Here is a 16679-nt window from a genome sequence, read left to right as displayed (position 1 = left end):
CGGAGGCGCACTGCGTGTAAAAGCATTTTGCACGTTGTCGAACCATCGGATACTATCACCACCGTCTCGACCGCGTCCCCGGAGCGGACGGCCTAATAATCACACTCTGATCTTCGGATGGGAAAATTGAAACGAAGGGTCTACCGCGGACGTCGTCTCAGGCGCTATACCTTCGACGACGGGACTGATTCTTCGTTATCAGAGGGATTCCAGACCGCGTTTCCGGTCTGGCCGTCGAACAGGTGGACGTCGTCAGTTGGGAACCGGACGCCGACGCGGTCGCCCTCTTCGAACCGCTGGCGACCGGTAATCGTCGCGATGATCGATTGGCTGAAGTCGGCATCAACAGGATCCAAATAGAGGTTATGCTCCTTCCCGAACGGCTCGACGACATCGATCGTCGCGAGGAAGTCGTTCTGTTCATCCGGCTCAGGAAGCACATCGACATTTTCGGGACGAATACCCAGCGTTACCTCCGGTGTCGCACTGATGCTCTCACCCATCTCATTCGTCGGTTCGTACCTGAAATTCTCGCGCGCAAGCGCTCCGCTTTCCTGACTGAGCGCGACGAAATTCATCGATGGTTCACCGATGAATCCAGCGACGAACTGGTTGTTCGGTTTGTGATAGCACTCCATCGGCGTCCCGAACTGCTGAAGTTCACCCCCGTCGAGGATGATGATCCGGTCACCCATAGTCATCGCTTCGGTCTGGTTATGGGTGACGTACAGCGTCGTGACATCCAGCTGTCCTTGGATGTGTTGTAGTTCCGTCCGCATCTGTGCCCGGAGCTTCGCGTCGAGGTTTGATAACGGCTCGTCCATCAGGAACACGTCCGGATCCCGGACAATTGCTCGTCCGAGAGCGACGCGTTGTTGCTGTCCACCAGAGAGATCTTCCGGCTTACGGTCGAGGAGCTCACCGATTCCGAGCATCTCCGCAGTCTCCTCGACTTTCGTTTCAATTGCGTCCCCAGAGAGGTCTGTTGAATGCTTGAGACCGAAACCGATGTTCTCCTTGACGGTCATGTGCGGGTACAGCGCGTACGACTGGAACACCATCGCGATATCCCGTTCCTGCGGACGCTGGTCGTTGATGACCTCGTTTTTGATAGAGATCTCTCCTTCAGATATCTCTTCGAATCCGGCGACCATCCGGAGGGTCGTGGTTTTCCCACAGCCGGACGGTCCGACGATGACGATAAACTCGCCATCATCGACGTCGATATCGAGGTCCTGTACTGCGACCACGTCTCCGTACCGTTTCGTCACGTTATTGAATGATAGGTCGGACATTGTTGTGAATCGGGTTACTTGACTCCCTCAGCGAACTTATCGCCGAACAGGAGATACACGATGAGCGTCGGCAGCGCGACGATAAACGCGCCTGCCGTCTGTCGGTTGTACAGCTGTGCGTATCCGCTATTAAGATCGTTTAGTGCGACCGTCACGGGAGCCGCCTGGCTCCCGGCCGAAATGATGAGCCCGTAAAAGAACTCGTTCCAAATCGTCGTGAACTGGAAGATGAGCACGACTGCGAACATCGGATACGAGAGCGGGACGATGATCTCCCGGTATATTTGGAAGATACTCGCGCCATCGAGCCGAGCGGCCTCCATCAGTTCCTGATCGATCGTCAGATAGTATCCTCTGAAGAGGAGCGTACAGATGCTGATCCCGTACGCGCTATGGGTGATTATCAACTCGATGATTGTCGCGTGGTAATCCTGTATGAACGGGAGCGCCCAGAGATTGACCGGTCCGAGGTTTGCCAGGATCGCGTGAATATCGACGATGCTCCAAAATCGAGAGAGCGGAACGACGATCGCCTGCTTCGGGAGGAACGTGGCGGCGACAAAAATAGCCATGAGTCCGACCTGTCCCCGCCAATCGACCATCGTCAGACCGTACGCGGCCAAGCTTCCCAGAACTGCCGAAAAAACCATCGCGGGAATTGTGAATGCGAAGCTGTTGATCATCGAGGGACCAAGTATGTCTATCGCCGCCAGCCACGGACTGAGCGTGAATCCCCCCGGCTCCGGTGGAGCCATCGGGAGTGACTGGGCAAACGCAGAGATGGTCTTGATAGACGTCATCAGCCCGGCGTGAAGTGGGAGGAGGAACACGAGTGCTCCCAGCACGGCGAGTATCTGAACGACAACCGTGAAACCCCCCTCACGGCTCTGTATCTCCCTCGCTGTCCCCTGGATCGACTGTCTCACTTCGTGTGTTGTTTCTTGTATTGTCGCTATTAGTTGCATTTTGGTTACCTCACGGATAGATCGCTTGCTGGACGGTCCTCTCTTTGTCAGGCTCGGTTCTCGGTTCGGGCATCGTCAAAGCTCACCTCTCCGATACTGCCAGTACAGGTAGGGCCCGACGATTGCGATCGAGATGACAAACAACAGGGTCCCGATCGCGGCACCGTATGCCCACTGATTCGCAACGAAGGCTTCACGGTACATCATCGTCGCGAGGATATCCGCGGCTGGACCGGGATTATCTCCGAAGACGACGTATAACCAGCTGAACGCTTTGAGCGCGAACACCATCACCACAACGGCGATGCTCACGGCCGCTGAGCTGAGCTGCGGAACGATAACCTCGCGATAGGTACTGAACCACGACGCCCCATCGATCTTGGCCGCCTCGTAGTGTTCAGTCGGGATCCGCTGCAGGTTCGCCAAATAGATCACCATCGCATACCCACTGTACTGCCACACGAGTGCGACGATAACGGAGGCGAGCTGTAGATTCGGATTCGACAGCCAATGTTGGGCCAGAATTCCTAAGCCGACACCGCGAACTACCGAGTTGATGACTCCGGTGTTGAAGTTGAACATCCACAGCCATAGGACGCCCGTCACGACGAACGAGAGGCTGAACGGCAGCAAGTAGATCGTCCGGAAAACGCCTCTGAAACGGATTTTTTGATCCAATAGTATTGCTAGGAGTAACCCTACGAACAACGTGACAGCGGTGAAGACGACCAGTAGGACGACGGTGTTTCGAGTGGCCGTCCAGAACGTGGGATCTGACAGCAGCTCGGTGTACATCTCGAAGTCGAAATTGGCGACCTCGTACGTGGGTAGAGTGAACCCACTGAAATCCGTCAGGGATAAGATGAAATTCCAGAAAATTCCCCCGTACACGAACAGCCCTAACAGAACCGTGGGGATACCCCAGAACGGCAACGATCGAAGGAAATCGCTTCGGCGGATCCGAGTGAGGACTGCCGCGTTATCCTCCATACATACACCTCCTGGATGGTGAGCAGATCCCCCCGCGCAGATCTCTACGGGCTACATCTGTCGGTCGGATTCCGTGGTTGGTACTCGAACGGAGTTCGGACAAATATTTTCTTTTTAGCATCTGGTTCTGGACAATAGTAGCGCCAAACCACCCTCGGTCAGTTAGACCGTCCGTGGACGAATGGATAGACACGTGCAGTATCGACATGCTAGAGCCACAGATCACCCGTGGTTGTGACCTGTGATTACGTCTCACTACCCATCGTGGCGTACAGAACGCACAAAAATTGGGAGCGATACGGTTCATTACTTTGCTACCGGGTTAGTTGCTGACCGCGTCCAAGAGGCCCTGCTGGGCACTGTCGACGTCGTACCCGGAGATGAAGTTTGCTATCACCTCGGTAATGGAGTTGAGGACCTCGGGCGACACTGCCAGTCCGTGGGCGATGGACGGCGGTTGGGCTTCGGAGTTCGCGAACTGTTCCATCTCCTTCTGCTGGAACGGCGGGAACTCGTCGGTCGGAACGTCTGAACGTGGCGGGATCGACCCTTTGAGCGGATTAAACGTTTCCTGAGCCTCAACGGTTCCGAGGAATTTCAGGAACTCTAGCGTCGCATCGGGTGACGGATTGTTTTTCGGGAAGGCGAACCCGTCCATGTTGAGCTGGTAGTAGCCTTCCGTTCCCGGCCATGGGACGTGATCCCAGCCGGACTCGTAATCAACGCCCTCGATGGTTTGGAAGTTCCCGGCCTGCCAGTCACCCTGGTTCATAAAGGCGGCTTCGCCGTTAGCGACTTTGTATCCGGCCTCGTCCTGATTGATCGACCCCGCGTCGCTGGTGTAGTGGTTGGCATACTCCGCGACCGTTTCCAGCGCGCCGCGGACGGCTTCCTCGTGTCCGTCGGTGTTTCCGTTGATGAAGTCCATGTAGGCATCGGCGCCGGCCTCGGCGAGGAACGTGACTGCCCACAGCTGAACTGTTCCCTGTGCAGAACTCGTCTCCTGACCCATCCCCACGGCATCGGTCTCCGACTCGATCGTTTCCATCGCGTCGATGAGCTCTTGCGGACTACTCAACGATGCCGGATCCACACCGGCCTCCTCAACGACCTCGACGTTATAGAAGAGGTTGTTAATGCGGTGGATGTTGAGAGGAACTGAGACGAACGGATTGTCTGAATCGCCCGCGCGGGCCTGCAGCTTCGGTCCGTCGAGATACGCTTCTCGGAGGTCATCCGTCCACACTTCGTCACCGATATCGTTCAGCTTGTCGGCCTCGACGTACGGTTCAAGGTTCGCCCCGGGCCAGTCCTGCCACGTGCTCGGCGGATCGTTGTTGAGAATTCGATTCTGAACGACTGCGTGGAGGTTCCCCCCACCGGCTCCAGAAACGGGATTCTCTTGGATTGTGATGTCCGGATGCTCCTCTTGGAAGATATCGAGAAGTGCCTGCATCGCTTCGCCGTCGCCACCGGCTGTCCACCAGTGCTGAAGTTCCAGGGTGTTGTATCCGTCTCCGTTCGAGCTGCCGCCGTCTTCTCCGTCGCTACCGTCGCTTCCGTCGCCGCCGTCTCCGCTATTGCTGTCACTACTACTGCTACAACCGGCGAGGGCAGTAGCAGCTCCGGTGCCACCGATCAGTTGGATATACCTCCGTCTTGGGACGGAGCTCTTGTCGGACGTCATGATCCATCATGGAAGTGATCCTCCCCCATTATAAATTTTAATATAACATATTTTAGTGCGGGTTATTTCATGAGGGACTGAACCTCTCGACAGCACTTTCCTTGCAAACGGGTGGCAGTGTGTGAGAGACGGAACTGCTCTGCCTCGATCGGTGCAGAAAAAATATTCAGCTAGGGCTGATACCCGGTCTCGCGTCGCCGTATCAGGCTCTGTCGGATCCGCTTCGGTTACCACGCGGCGGCTCTTCCCGCAGCCGAAGCGTCCGTTTTCCTCGAATGTCACGGGAAGAACTCCCCACCTGCACGACGTATTCACCGCCCGTCACGGCCCAGTCTCTCTCGTCGGGACTCCAGTATCTGAAGCTCTCTTCTCCGAGGTCGATCGTAGCAGTCTTCGTCTCACCTGCGGGTATATCGAGCTTTTCGACGCCTGCTAGCTCCTTGGGCGGCCGTTCAATTGCTGGGTCAACGTCACTGAGGTACACCTGCACGGCTTCCGAACCGTCCATCTCGCCTGTATTCGTCACCTCAACACTCACCGTCACACTCTCATCGGGTGTCGTCGAAGCCTTCGAGAGCTTGACGCGGCCGTATTCGAAGGTGGTGTATGACTCCCCGTGTCCGAACGGGAACACCGGCTCGATACCTGCCTCGTCGAAGTGACGGTAGCCGACGAAGACGTCTTCGTCGTAGTACACGTTGCCCTCCACACCCGGATAGCCACGGGCGCTGTCGGGGAGCGTCTCGACCTCCTGCGGGAGGTAGTCCTCGATCGATTCGGCGAATGTCACAGGCGCTTTCCCCGACGGATTCGCGTTTCCGACGAGGAGATCTCCGAGAGCGCGACCCCCCTCCTGTCCGGGGAACCACAACTGCATGATCGCCGGGACGTCATCGACCCACGGCATTGCCACGGCGGAGGTCGCATTCACTAAGACTGCAGTGTCCTTGTTCGCCTCGATGACGCTTTTGATGAGCGCATCCTGGTTGCCCGGTAGCCCGAACTGTTTGCGGTCGTCACCGTAGTCGGTGTACGTTCGGGCCAATACGAGAGCGATGTCGGCGTTCGCCGCCGCGTCGGCGGCCTCCCGGATCCCAACGGGCGGATTCCACTCCAGACTGACGGGACCCCCACCGCTCACTTCGACAGTGACTTCGTATGATTCCCCGGCTGCCAACGACACCGCGGCCACCTCGGTATCAGGACCAGCAAATCCTCCCCCTTCCGTGTAGACGACGCGCTCTCCGTCAACGGAGACACGCCCGGAGCCTACGCTTGTGAGTGAGATTCCGTACGTTCCAGTGGTATCTGGCGTGATCTCACCCGTCCATGTAATCGAGGTTGCATCTCCCTCGTAATCGATTTCAGAGACCGTACCTGTCTCGGTCGGCTCTCCGCCGAAGTCGGCTTCGTCGTAGATCTGGTAGCTGAACCCATCATCAGCGATCATCGGTTCGGTGCGGTCTGACGATACCGTGGTGACCGAAGTGCCGTCGTCTGTGACGGCTTCGAGTCCCTCGATCGGTGAGATCCGCCGACTCTCGTTAATCCCGTCACTCCCGCCGATGTCTTCTTTGAATTCCGTCGGAGTTGGTCCGACGAGCACGATCTCGTCTATTTCGTCGGTATCGACCGGTAACAGGCCATCATTCTTCAGGAGTACTGTTCCCTCTCTGGCCATCTGTTCCGCGACGGCAAAGTGGTCATCCGTGTTTCGAGCCGGCTCACTTCCAATCCGGTCACCCGAGAGTGCTCCAATCTCTTTTTGTGAGTGAAGCGTCCTCGCAACCATCTCATCGACGACACCCTCTCTTAACTCATCGTTCTCCACCGCTTCCTGCAGATTCTGGCCCAGGTACTCAGGCTTGTCTCCGACGAGCTCGACGTCGAGCCCGTTGACCGCTGATCGCACGCTGCTGTGGGTCCCGCCGTAATCTGAGATCACGTATCCGTCGAATCCCCATTCGCCTTTCAAGATGTCGTCGAGGAGATCCTCGTGTTCAGCGGCATACGTGCCGTTGATCCGATTGTACGCGGTCATTATCGCGCCCGCACCTCCCTCAACGACCCCCGCTCTGAACGGCGGAAGGTAGATCTCTCGGAGTGCCCGTTCGCTCACCACGACGTTGTGTTCCGAGATCGAATAGTAGTCTTCGACGTCTCCGGTGGTTCGGGTTTGATTGTACGCGCAGTAGTGTTTCAGGGTAGCGATCACCCCTTCCGATTGGAGTCCGTCGGTGATACTCTTCGTTAAAGCCGATGCGAGGTACGGATCCTCTCCGAAAGACTCGCCGCTTCGGCTATGTAACGGGATTCGCGTGATGTCGATCGATTGGCCGAACAGTCCAGACGCCCCACCGTCTTTCGCTTCGCGAGCGATTGCCCGTCCCTGTTCGCTGATGAGTTCCGGATTGAACGTCGCGGCGGCGGCTATTGTGTGCGGGAACTCCGTGGTTTCTGCACCGTCGATGAAGTCCGCCAACGAGGCGCCCGCCGGCCCGTTGACGTTTCTAATACCGGGCACACCCAATCGATCGATCCCCTGAATGTACCTATCGGCTGCGTAGGTTCGGCTGACTTTCTCTTCGAGGGTCATCTGTTCGACCAGCTCTTCGATGTCTGGATCATCGGATTCACCGGCATCCCCGCTTGCGACGCCGCTACCCAGAGCTACGGCCGCCGACGCGGATCCGATCAGTTTCATGATTCCGCGCCGTGACGCCGTCGTTCGGTTCGTGCCGCTTCTGTCGGCGTGATTCGATACTGATGCCTCTCCGGTATCGCCTGCTTGGCTTTCTCGCATCGCATCTTCAGATGCAAAGTAATCCTTAATAATCTTTTGGGTGGCCCAGATAGATGTACACATCTCGATTTGGCGCTGTTTGTAGCGGAACTGGAACCGCGATGGGTTTATTATAGCTACAGACGGATCGACCAGTATGGGATTCCTCGACGAGGATTACCTGCTTGAATCGACGTCAGCACATCAGTTGTACGACGAAATCCGTGACCTCCCGATCCTCGATCCGCACAGCCACGTTGACGTGGCAGCACTTGCGCGGAACGAGGGATGGAATGATATCTGGGAGGTTGAGGGGGAGACGGACCACTATATCTGGCAGCTGATGCGGAAGCGTGGCGTTCCGGAGCGGAAAATAACAGGCAACGCCTCGAACCGAGAGAAGTGGGATTCCCTCGCTTCGGTGTTCCCGACGCTCGCTGGGAACCCGACTTACGAATGGGTCCATCTCGATCTGAAGCGTCGATTCGGGATCGACAAAACCATCTCGGCTGACACCGCCGACGAGATCTGGGCGGAGACGAAGGAGGCGCTCGACGGTCCGAACATGCGCCAACGTCAACTGCTCAGAGAGATGGATGTCCAAGTTGTTTCCAGTACCGACGATCCGACCTCCGATCTGGAACATCATCAGACGCTGTCCGCCGAACTCGACGGTATTACCGTGCGTCCGACGTGGCGACCTGACGCCGCAATGGGGATCGAGGCGTCGAGCTGGCAGGAGTACGTTGAGCGTCTTGGCACCGCTACCAGCACGGACACATCAGACCTCGATGGGTTCCTCGCAGCCCTCCGAACGAGCCACGAGTACTTTGCGGCCAACGGGTGTGGCGCGAGTGATCACGGCCTGAGCGAGGTCGTCTCGAAGCCGGTCGATCGGAGCCGTGCTGCGAACGTTTACGAACGCGCGTACGCCGGTGAGACGCTGACTGACGACGATGTTGCCGATTTCAAGTCGTTCGTTCTCGACCAGATCGGTGAGCTCAATCGCGAGACTGACTGGGTGACGCAGTTCCATATCGGCCCAGTCCGTGACTACCGTGACTCTCTGTACGACGAGATCGGAACGGACGCAGGGGGTGATATCTCCAAGGGTGACCTCGAACTCGCGGACAATCTACGCCACTTCCTCAACAGATTCGATGGAGAGCTAGAGATCGTTCTGTACGTCGTCGACCCGACCCACTATCCGACCATCGCGACTGTTGCCCGCGCGTTTCCCAACGTTAGTGTCGGTGCTGCGTGGTGGTTTAACGACAGTCCTCACGGGATGCAGTCGCAGTTGGAGTACGTCGGCACGGTCGATCTCCTTGCGAACTACGGCGGTATGGTGAGTGACTCGCGGAAGCTACTGTCGTTCGACTCTCGGTTCGAGATGTTCCGGCGGTCGCTGGCAAATACGGTCGGTAACTTGGTCGAGCGCGGACAGGTGCCGATGTCCACGGCCGAAGACCTCGTGAGACAGGTCGCGTACGATCGTCCGGCCGAGCTGTGGAACTTCTAATCCCACACTCTCGTGAGCACTCCACTGAACAGGCTGGAATACGGGAAATCTCAGACCCCGCTAAACGCAGAGAATCCGCCGTCGATTGGTATCGACGTACCGTGAACGAACTCCGCACCCGGTGATATGAGCCATAACACGGTCGTCGAGAGGTCTTCCGGACGGCCAAAGCGGTCTTGTGGCGTGTGGTCGATGATTGCCTGACCCCGTTCCGTGTACTCTCCGGACTCCTCGTCGATAAGCAAGTAGCGATTTTGCTCAGTGAGGAAGAAGCCCGGTGCAATGGCGTTCACACGGATATCTGTCGAATAGTTGTGCGACATGTGGACCGCAAGCCACTCCGTGAAGTTTGACACTGCAGCCTTTGCGCCGGAATACGCCGGAATTTTAGTCAGCGGCGTGAACGCGTTCATCGAGGAGACATTCAAAATAGACCCGGATCCTTCCTCCACCAGATATTCGCCGAAGACTTGTGAGGCGAGGACAGTCCCGGTGAAGTTAACGTTCAGGACCTGTTGGATCCCCTCTACCGGAAGATCGAAGAACGAAGTGTCCGGCCCCGTGGTCGCGTCGGGACTGTTCCCACCCGCGGCGTTGATCAAAACGTCGATCCGGCCATATTCGTTGAGTACGGTTTCTGCGGCCGCCTCGAGTTCCGCGCGGTCTAGGACCGACGCTGACACTGTGAGGTGATCGATTCCAGCTTCGGTCAACTCCTCGCCGACCTCACGAAGTTTCTCTTCACCCCGCGCGAGCGGCACCACAGTCGCACCGTTCTCACCGAGTGCGTGTGCCATCTCAGAACCGAGCACACCAGAGCCGCCGGTGATAACGCACACCATGTCATCGATTTCGAACTCGTTGGGTACACTCATAGTCGAATTCATACGTATCTCGGTGGCACGGCGGCATGTATCTTTTCGTCTACTTTCCCGGCGAGGTTACTCACCGTGACCGAATCGACACGGCTTGTGATCGCCCGCTGCCGATAGACATCAATCAGCGGTCGTTTCCGACTCGATTGCCGCCTCGCAATCTCTGGCGCCTTCGTCTGTTGCAGTCGTCTGCTCCAACAACCCACGCATATATCCGACAGCGAAGAGACGTCCTTTCGTGTGGTATCCGGGGTTGGAATTATCTTCACCCGCCATTGTGGGAACGTGATCCGGACGCATCGGGCCGTCGAAGCCGACATCTTCGAAAGCCTGCATCGCTGCAAGCATGTCGGTCGGCCCGTCGTCGTGCCACGTTTCCACGAAATTATCGGCCTCCCCCTCTACGTCACGGAAGTGTACGAAGTTAATCCGGTCGCCGAAGTGACGAATAGCGTCTGGGACGTCGACTCCCATCGCGGCGAAATTCCCCTGACAAAATGTCACGCCGTTGTGTTCGCTATCGACGATGTCGAGGATCCGGTCGTATCCCTCAACGCTGTTGGCGAGTCGTGGAATTCCACGAACTGAATCGATCGGTGGATCAGACGGGTGGAGACCGAGTTTCACTCCGGCTTCCTCGGCGACGGGGACGACTTCCTCCAGGAAGTGCTCAAGCGCCTCCCAGAGCTGGTCTCGGGTCACCTTGGCGTAATCAATGTCTGGTCCTCCAGTCATGCGTTCGTCCGTGTACCCGGTCGTGTAGGCGCCGCCACGTGTTTGGACATGAACTTCCGTTCGTGCCCACCGGACACCAGCCATCCAGTCGTAACACACCACCGGAATCCCAACCGCGCCACAGTCGCGCAGGAACTGCTTGAACTCCTCGATGTCATCGTCACGACCCTCTAAACCGAGGCGGACGCGGTCTGTAAGCGGTACCGACCCTTCGATGACTGAGAGATCGATACCGACCTCTTCGAACCAGTTGGTCATCCCTTTGAGTTCGTCGTACGTCCAGTTCGTTTTGTCGTCCCCAATTTCGAGCGGGTGGACGACTGCACTCGTGACGCCCATCTGCCGTGCGAGCTGCCAACGGTCGTCAGGCTCTGGCGGTAGAATCAGCGAAAGTTGAACCATGTGTTTTCTCTAACTCGGCTCTGGCAAATAAAATTTGCTCTACGGACACTCTTCCGTTACACGACGCAGACGCCAAGGCGCGGCGGTACTCAACTTTCCTGCGTCCAATACTACTTACTAACGGATATGATGAATATCGTTTTAAACGTCGAATTCAGCAGAATCTGTTGCTCGACAGCTACGATTTATAAATCGGTTTTCCAATATTATTGAATAACAGCATGATAAGAACACATGTATTCGTTACAGTCGTACGATTGTAATGATAGTCGCGTCCAGATTAGATCTCTACCGGTTAGTGCTACGCGATTGGTATAGCTAGATCGTGTGGTACTCGGGGTTTGATCTGTGAGCTATCGTCCGTACTACGATATTGAATCACTCGTTCAACAAATATGGACTCTCTCGTACTTTTTGAACTCTATGCTCACCAATCCACGAACTGTCTCCTCTGATATTGCTCTCCCATTTGAACGGCTTATCGACAGGGATATCTCCCTGATGATTTCAGCGGCTCAGATCGTTTAAAAATCTCTATGCACGATGAAACCGATTCGAATGGCTCATTCGATATCCCGGTAGGTGGGCACTGCGTCTTCCAAATCTTCGACTACCTTTCCATCTTGATCGTCGAATTTTATAGACATCTCAAACCGTTCAACTATATGGAATGCATTTCAACGGTTCCGAACTACCTTCCTGTATCTGGCTCAGCGGGTCCACTACTTATCATAATGAAATTCCGTCCATGGGCCCTCTACGAAGGGATACTCATCAATAACATCTAGATTCACTTCGACACCCAGTCCAGGATCGTCTGAGACAGATAAAGTGCCATCGTTAATTGTCGGTTGACCCTGAATGAGGTCAAACGCCAGATCAAACGGATACATGCCGGGATCGACTGGCGTATCGAATAAGGGATCGTCCTCGAAAATAGGATACTCCACGAGATCAGCTTCTGGGGCGGCCGCAACAAGGTGAGCGTTGGCGGCCAATCCGATCCACGTGCCAAAATTATGCGGTACGAACATGATATCGTCTCGGTTCACACAGAATTCTACGGCGTTCCAACAACCGGTGAACCCCTCGTGGTGACGGACATCTCCTTGTAAAAATTTGACTGCTCCCGTTTTACCGAGTGCGAGGAGATCTTCGGGTCCGTTTTCACTCTCACCTCCGGCCAGCGGGGTTCCCTTTTCGGCGAGTTTGGTGTATTCATCGTATTCGTCCGGACTGACGGGCTCTTCCACCCAGTAGACGTCTTGATCACCGGCATGTTCAACGAGATCTCGGACGGTTTCTCGGTCGTAGCCTTCCTGGAGTTTCCACCACGTGTGGGCGTCCAGCATGATTTCGGTCTCGTCCAGCGTTTCAGCGAGACGTTCGACTGTACGACGGTCGTCCGCTGGGCCAACTCCGGGTCGATATTTATACCCGAAAAAGCCGAGATCTTCGACGACTTTGGCTTGGTCGACGTATTCGCCCGGTTCCATATACATACCCGCGCTGGCATAGAGCGGAAGATTCGTTGAGGGAGCTGTCTCGTACCGATCCGCGAGTAGTTGATACACAGGTGCACCGTGTTGTCTGCCCTGAATATCATAGAGCGCCACGTCGACTGCAGAGACGGCCTCAGTCAGGTCCCTTTCCGGAATATCGCCGTTTCTAAGCAGAGTGTGAGCATCGACGACATCCTCGATCGACTCGCCCTCAAGCGCGTTCGCCACTGCGTCATCGACGACATCGGCGAACGTTCCTTGAGACTCTCCGTCGAAATACTCGGTCATGGCCGAGCTGCTTGCACCGGCCGTAGAGACACCGCGAGTGCCGTCTGCAGTCTCAATAACAATAAGAACGACGTCACGTTTCAGTAACCGACGAAATCCGCCGTGGAACGAGCGGTCTTGGTGGGGATCGATTTGTGATGATAACGCATACCCAGCTACGTCTACAATATCCATAATCGACCGGAACAGATTGAAGAGTAAAAAAAGACCTGATCGGGCCGGCGGTGTTTAGATAAACTGATTCCATGCGAAGACGAACGCTTGTGACTGTGCTTCTGAAATCCGAGAAAGAGAGCAAACCGACATATTCGCCGGATCTGCTGTACACGCGGATGCAGGGAATTCGAGAGCTGCTGGAGAACAACGACCGGGATGATTCTATTGAGTTGCAGTCGGAGATTGAGGAGGACTCCGACGCTCATTCGGCACTTATAGCGTATCGACTATCTCTGATCGAGGATGCGATTGACTGGACCTTTTCGCAGTGACTGAATCCTACCTACGGTTTATGTGTCTCATCGAGTGAATAACAGACGGGGACGTGTGCCTCTGACAGTTCGGACTGCTTCCTACAAACGTCCGATCTGTGTCCCCCCATTTGTAATCAGATAGCGAAAACGTATTTATATGTTGTGTTTTGTTGGATGACGGCGGTGTTGAGATAGGGTCGAAAGATGAGGCGGTCAAAATATCGAGAGGTCTATGCTCTCGTTCGCCGGCTCTGCGGCGATAGAGGTTGTATCGATTAGAGTTTGTGGAGCGAGAGGCAACACCGAAGCTGTTGATGAAGCTCAGTATTCAGCTCCACCTTGCTGGATTATCGCTTTCGAATACTGTTTCGTTTCTTGATATATTCGGTGTTGATCGGGTTCGATCCACTGTTCATAACTGGGTTCACAAGGCCGATCTACAGTCGGAATCTGGTCGGAGTCCGAATCACGTTGCGGTCGATGAAACGGTGATTCAACTTGACGATGAACACTATTGGCTGTACGCCGCTGTCGATCCAGATTCAAACGATTTACTCCACACACAGCTTGAACCGACAAGAACGAACGTTATCGCAGATCAGTTTTTCGCGGAACTCCGCGAAAAACACGACGTGGATGACGCGATCTTTCTCGTTGATGGTGCGGTTCCACTTCACCGAGCATGTGAGAACCATGGCCTCGATTTCAGATGCGAACGACATGGAAATCGGAACAGCGTCGAACGTGTCTTTCGTGAGATAAAACGCAGAACTACCAGCTTCTCAAACTGTTTCAGCAACGCTAAAGCAGAAACTGCTGACGAGTGGCTGAGATCGTTCGCTTTCGCATGGAATCAGCTTATCTGAACACGAGGCTCAAAGAGGCGGTCGAAGCCTCCGATATATTCGGAACCAACAGACGATGGTACATAGAGCCTATCCACTCCCTTCTCGGATGCAGACAATGATACTGCGAAGCTTGCTTTACAGTAGTACGATTGTAATCCCACTTTCCATCAAAGCGGATTCACCTGGCCGTGGCGCTAACTCTCGTTCCGAGATAATCGGAATTTGGAATCCAGATTGAACGTCCATTTTTGGCTATCATCGAAACATAGGCCTCTAGCAATATAGGGCACTAACAACAAAAACGAACCAACCGCAGATAGGGGCGGATTGAGCTACTCTTGGCCGCCTTTCTGCACGTCTGCCTCGGCATAACTCGCGTCGCGACCCGTCACATCGACGGTCATCGAGCCGATCGACTCTATCTCGGCGTCGATGGTGTCGCCGTCGTTGAGTTCGCTCACGCCTTCCGGTGTACCCGTGGTGATGACGTCGCCGGTCTCGAGTGTCGCCCCGAGAGAGGCATACTGGACGACATCGGCGCAGGTGTATACCATATCGCCAGTGTTCTCGTACTGGCGGCGCTCGCCGTTGAGCTGAAGTTCCATCTGAAGGTTCTGGGGGTCCTCGATCTCGTCTGCCGTCGTCACACAGGGGCCGATCACGGTGAATGTATCGTAGGACTTCCGGTTCGAGCGGTCCTGGTCGCCCCGCAGCGAGATGTCGAGGAGGATCGTGTACCCGAAGATGTGGTCCCAGGCGTCCTCGGCGTCGATGTCTTTCACGTCGCCTTCCATCACGAAGGCGAGTTCGATCTCGTGGTCAGTCCTTCGATCGATGAACGGCAGTTTCACACCGTGGTCGGGCCCGACGACACTGGAAGGCGCCTTCAGGAAGTAGCCCTTGTCCTTGATCGAGAACCACTCGTCGGTCGTGATGTCGCGATCGGAGATCGCTTCCTCGATATGGTTCTCGTAGTTCAAGGGAGCAGCGATGACTTTTCCCGGCCGCCCTATCGGCGACTTGATCGTCACGTCGTCGACATCATGATCCGTCGGAGCGTCCGTGTACTCGCTGGCGTCGTAGTCTCCATCGATGTACTCCACGAGTGGTTCGTTGCTGTCGAGCCCGAGACGGCCGGTGAGGTTGACGATACCGCTCCCGTCGTCTGTAAGCAGTCCTAGCTGCTCATCGCCGTAGTGGACGAATCGCATAGTAGTGATATCGAAAGAATCCCTAATAAATGATGCCCTTTACAGACAGCCGACAGTATCAGAGGTAGCTGTTCGTTCGAGTCAACTCGGCGTCCGCAGCCACATCCGACTCGAAGTGCTCAATTAGCGAATCGAGCGTCCATCCGTCCGGGTTGACCCCGATAGTGTTTATTTCTGGGTCCGAGAGGAGACCGACTCGGTTGCCGCCCGCGTACAGCGTACAGCCCGTCAGGCCGGTCGCCGCGTCGCTGGCAAGGTAGGCGACCAGGGGCGCTACCCGTTCCGGGGGCATCTCTTCGCGAGTGTAGGGACGGTGTTCTTCGGGTACTGTCTCTGTCATCCGCGTATACCCGTTCGGAACCAGCGCATTGACCTGAACGTCCCAGCGGTGCATCTCCGTAGAGACAGACCGTACAAGACCAAGGACGCCGGCCTTCGCAGACGCGTAGTTGGCCTGACCGACCGCTCCGCGTGCGGCTCCGCCGCTAACTGCGAGATACGAACGCTGGCGGTCGAACCCGTTCTCGCTCTCCTCGCGCCAGTGCGCACAGGCGGCCCGCAACGGAGCGAACTGACCGGTGAGGTTGGTCTCGATGACTGCGCGCCAGTCTTCGGGAGAGAGTTTGTAGCTCAATTCGTCCCGCAGGATACCAGCGAAATTGACCACGAAATCGATCCGTCCGTGCTCTGTGGCCGTCTCCTCGATCAGTCGCTGGGCATCGTCGAAGTCGCTCACGTCGCCGTGATGGGCTGTCGCTTCGCCACCCACTTCGCGGATATCTGCGGCGACTCGCTCGGGTACGGTGGCGTCGCTCTCCGTACCCCGAACGGACGTACCAAGGTCGTTCACGACGACATGTGCGCCGTGAGCTGCGAGTTCGTGCGCTGTCACTTCCCCGAGTCCGTTCCCTCCGCCAGCCACGATACAGACCGTCCCCTCAAGCATCGTCACGGTGAGTCACCCCAAGAACCGGACTGGGCCGAGAACAGTTTCTTCGCCGTCTTCACGACGGGGCTGTGCTCGTCGGTACTCTCGCAGCTCCCATGCAGCTGTGCCTGTCGGCTTCCGTGCGCCATACTGGGCCATACGGCGAAGACATCATCAAC

Annotated in this window: 14 protein-coding genes; 3 read left to right on the top strand and 11 right to left on the bottom strand. The window is 56.1% G+C overall.

Annotation, left to right across the window (positions count from 1 at the left end; all coding sequences use genetic code 11):
• Window positions 1-164: 164 nt before the first annotated feature.
• The 5 genes from B4V04_RS19005 to B4V04_RS18985 form a co-directional block, all read right to left on the bottom strand.
• Entirely contained in the window at window positions 165-1295 is a 1131-nt protein-coding gene (locus B4V04_RS19005) for an ABC transporter ATP-binding protein (RefSeq protein ID WP_498233204.1), read from the bottom strand.
• Between the two features lie 14 nt (window positions 1296-1309).
• Window positions 1310-2260 carry a carbohydrate ABC transporter permease gene (locus B4V04_RS19000; RefSeq protein WP_498233203.1) on the bottom strand — a complete coding sequence of 317 codons (951 nt, stop codon included), beginning with the start codon at window positions 2258-2260 and terminating at the stop codon, window positions 1310-1312.
• Window positions 2261-2335: 75 nt separating this feature from the next.
• Complete coding sequence (locus B4V04_RS18995) at window positions 2336-3250, bottom strand: carbohydrate ABC transporter permease (RefSeq protein ID WP_498233202.1); 915 nt, start codon at window positions 3248-3250, stop codon at window positions 2336-2338.
• A 322-nt stretch (window positions 3251-3572) separates the two neighbouring features.
• Window positions 3573-4937: an ABC transporter substrate-binding protein gene (locus tag B4V04_RS18990; RefSeq protein ID WP_498233200.1), complete on the bottom strand. Its 1365-nt coding sequence runs from the start codon at window positions 4935-4937 to the stop codon at window positions 3573-3575.
• 202 nt (window positions 4938-5139) lie between these two features.
• The gene (locus B4V04_RS18985; protein WP_498233199.1) at window positions 5140-7641 is read right to left on the bottom strand and encodes a glycoside hydrolase family 3 protein; all 2502 of its coding nucleotides are present in this window, start codon (window positions 7639-7641) and stop codon (window positions 5140-5142) included.
• 235 nt (window positions 7642-7876) lie between these two features.
• On the opposite strand from B4V04_RS18985, the gene uxaC reads away from it, so the two are divergent.
• Window positions 7877-9241, top strand: a complete 1365-nt coding sequence (gene uxaC / locus B4V04_RS18980; RefSeq protein WP_498233198.1) for a glucuronate isomerase — start codon at window positions 7877-7879, stop codon at window positions 9239-9241.
• Window positions 9242-9291: 50 nt separating this feature from the next.
• On the opposite strand, the gene B4V04_RS18975 is transcribed toward uxaC, so the two are convergent.
• From B4V04_RS18975 to B4V04_RS18965, 3 genes are all read right to left on the bottom strand, one after another.
• Window positions 9292-10116, bottom strand: a complete 825-nt coding sequence (locus tag B4V04_RS18975) for an SDR family oxidoreductase (RefSeq protein ID WP_498233381.1) — start codon at window positions 10114-10116, stop codon at window positions 9292-9294.
• A gap of 120 nt (window positions 10117-10236) precedes the next feature.
• Window positions 10237-11253: a mannonate dehydratase gene (locus tag B4V04_RS18970; RefSeq protein WP_498233197.1), complete on the bottom strand. Its 1017-nt coding sequence runs from the start codon at window positions 11251-11253 to the stop codon at window positions 10237-10239.
• A gap of 722 nt (window positions 11254-11975) precedes the next feature.
• Window positions 11976-13217, bottom strand: a complete 1242-nt coding sequence (locus B4V04_RS18965; protein ID WP_498233196.1) for a mandelate racemase/muconate lactonizing enzyme family protein — start codon at window positions 13215-13217, stop codon at window positions 11976-11978.
• A gap of 95 nt (window positions 13218-13312) precedes the next feature.
• On the opposite strand from B4V04_RS18965, the gene B4V04_RS18960 reads away from it, so the two are divergent.
• Entirely contained in the window at window positions 13313-13531 is a 219-nt protein-coding gene (locus B4V04_RS18960; RefSeq protein WP_498233195.1) for a hypothetical protein, read from the top strand.
• Between the two features lie 248 nt (window positions 13532-13779).
• Window positions 13780-14379, top strand: coding sequence for an IS6 family transposase (locus B4V04_RS18955; protein WP_498233194.1), 600 nt, complete (start codon window positions 13780-13782; stop codon window positions 14377-14379).
• 314 nt (window positions 14380-14693) lie between these two features.
• On the opposite strand, the gene B4V04_RS18950 is transcribed toward B4V04_RS18955, so the two are convergent.
• From B4V04_RS18950 to B4V04_RS18940, 3 genes are read right to left on the bottom strand one after another with little or no spacing between them, the layout of a single operon-like run.
• A complete protein-coding gene (locus B4V04_RS18950; protein WP_498233193.1) occupies window positions 14694-15572 on the bottom strand; it encodes a fumarylacetoacetate hydrolase family protein in 879 nt (292 codons plus the stop codon).
• 58 nt (window positions 15573-15630) lie between these two features.
• The gene (locus B4V04_RS18945) at window positions 15631-16518 is read right to left on the bottom strand and encodes an SDR family oxidoreductase (protein WP_498233379.1); all 888 of its coding nucleotides are present in this window, start codon (window positions 16516-16518) and stop codon (window positions 15631-15633) included.
• A 2-nt stretch (window positions 16519-16520) separates the two neighbouring features.
• Window positions 16521-16649: a hypothetical protein gene (locus B4V04_RS18940; RefSeq protein WP_498233192.1), complete on the bottom strand. Its 129-nt coding sequence runs from the start codon at window positions 16647-16649 to the stop codon at window positions 16521-16523.
• Between the last annotated feature and the right edge of the window lie 30 nt (window positions 16650-16679).

The sequence above is a fragment of the Halorubrum sp. B52 genome, assembly GCF_059752555.1.
Note: the sequence above shows the minus strand (reverse complement) of the source record. Positions and strands in the feature narration are given on the sequence as shown.

What these genes read in the sequence shown, in the direction of transcription:
- B4V04_RS19005 (WP_498233204.1), bottom strand. Translation starts at nt 1,295, where the DNA reads ATGTCCGACCTATCATTCAATAACGTGACGAAACGGTACGGAGACGTG.
- B4V04_RS19000 (WP_498233203.1), bottom strand. Translation starts at nt 2,260, where the DNA reads ATGCAACTAATAGCGACAATACAAGAAACAACACACGAAGTGAGACAG.
- B4V04_RS18995 (WP_498233202.1), bottom strand. Translation starts at nt 3,250, where the DNA reads ATGGAGGATAACGCGGCAGTCCTCACTCGGATCCGCCGAAGCGATTTC.
- B4V04_RS18990 (WP_498233200.1), bottom strand. Translation starts at nt 4,937, where the DNA reads ATGACGTCCGACAAGAGCTCCGTCCCAAGACGGAGGTATATCCAACTG.
- B4V04_RS18985 (WP_498233199.1), bottom strand. Translation starts at nt 7,641, where the DNA reads ATGAAACTGATCGGATCCGCGTCGGCGGCCGTAGCTCTGGGTAGCGGC.
- uxaC (WP_498233198.1), top strand. Translation starts at nt 7,877, where the DNA reads ATGGGATTCCTCGACGAGGATTACCTGCTTGAATCGACGTCAGCACAT.
- B4V04_RS18975 (WP_498233381.1), bottom strand. Translation starts at nt 10,116, where the DNA reads ATGAGTGTACCCAACGAGTTCGAAATCGATGACATGGTGTGCGTTATC.
- B4V04_RS18970 (WP_498233197.1), bottom strand. Translation starts at nt 11,253, where the DNA reads ATGGTTCAACTTTCGCTGATTCTACCGCCAGAGCCTGACGACCGTTGG.
- B4V04_RS18965 (WP_498233196.1), bottom strand. Translation starts at nt 13,217, where the DNA reads ATGGATATTGTAGACGTAGCTGGGTATGCGTTATCATCACAAATCGAT.
- B4V04_RS18950 (WP_498233193.1), bottom strand. Translation starts at nt 15,572, where the DNA reads ATGCGATTCGTCCACTACGGCGATGAGCAGCTAGGACTGCTTACAGAC.
- B4V04_RS18945 (WP_498233379.1), bottom strand. Translation starts at nt 16,518, where the DNA reads ATGCTTGAGGGGACGGTCTGTATCGTGGCTGGCGGAGGGAACGGACTC.
- B4V04_RS18940 (WP_498233192.1), bottom strand. Translation starts at nt 16,649, where the DNA reads ATGGCGCACGGAAGCCGACAGGCACAGCTGCATGGGAGCTGCGAGAGT.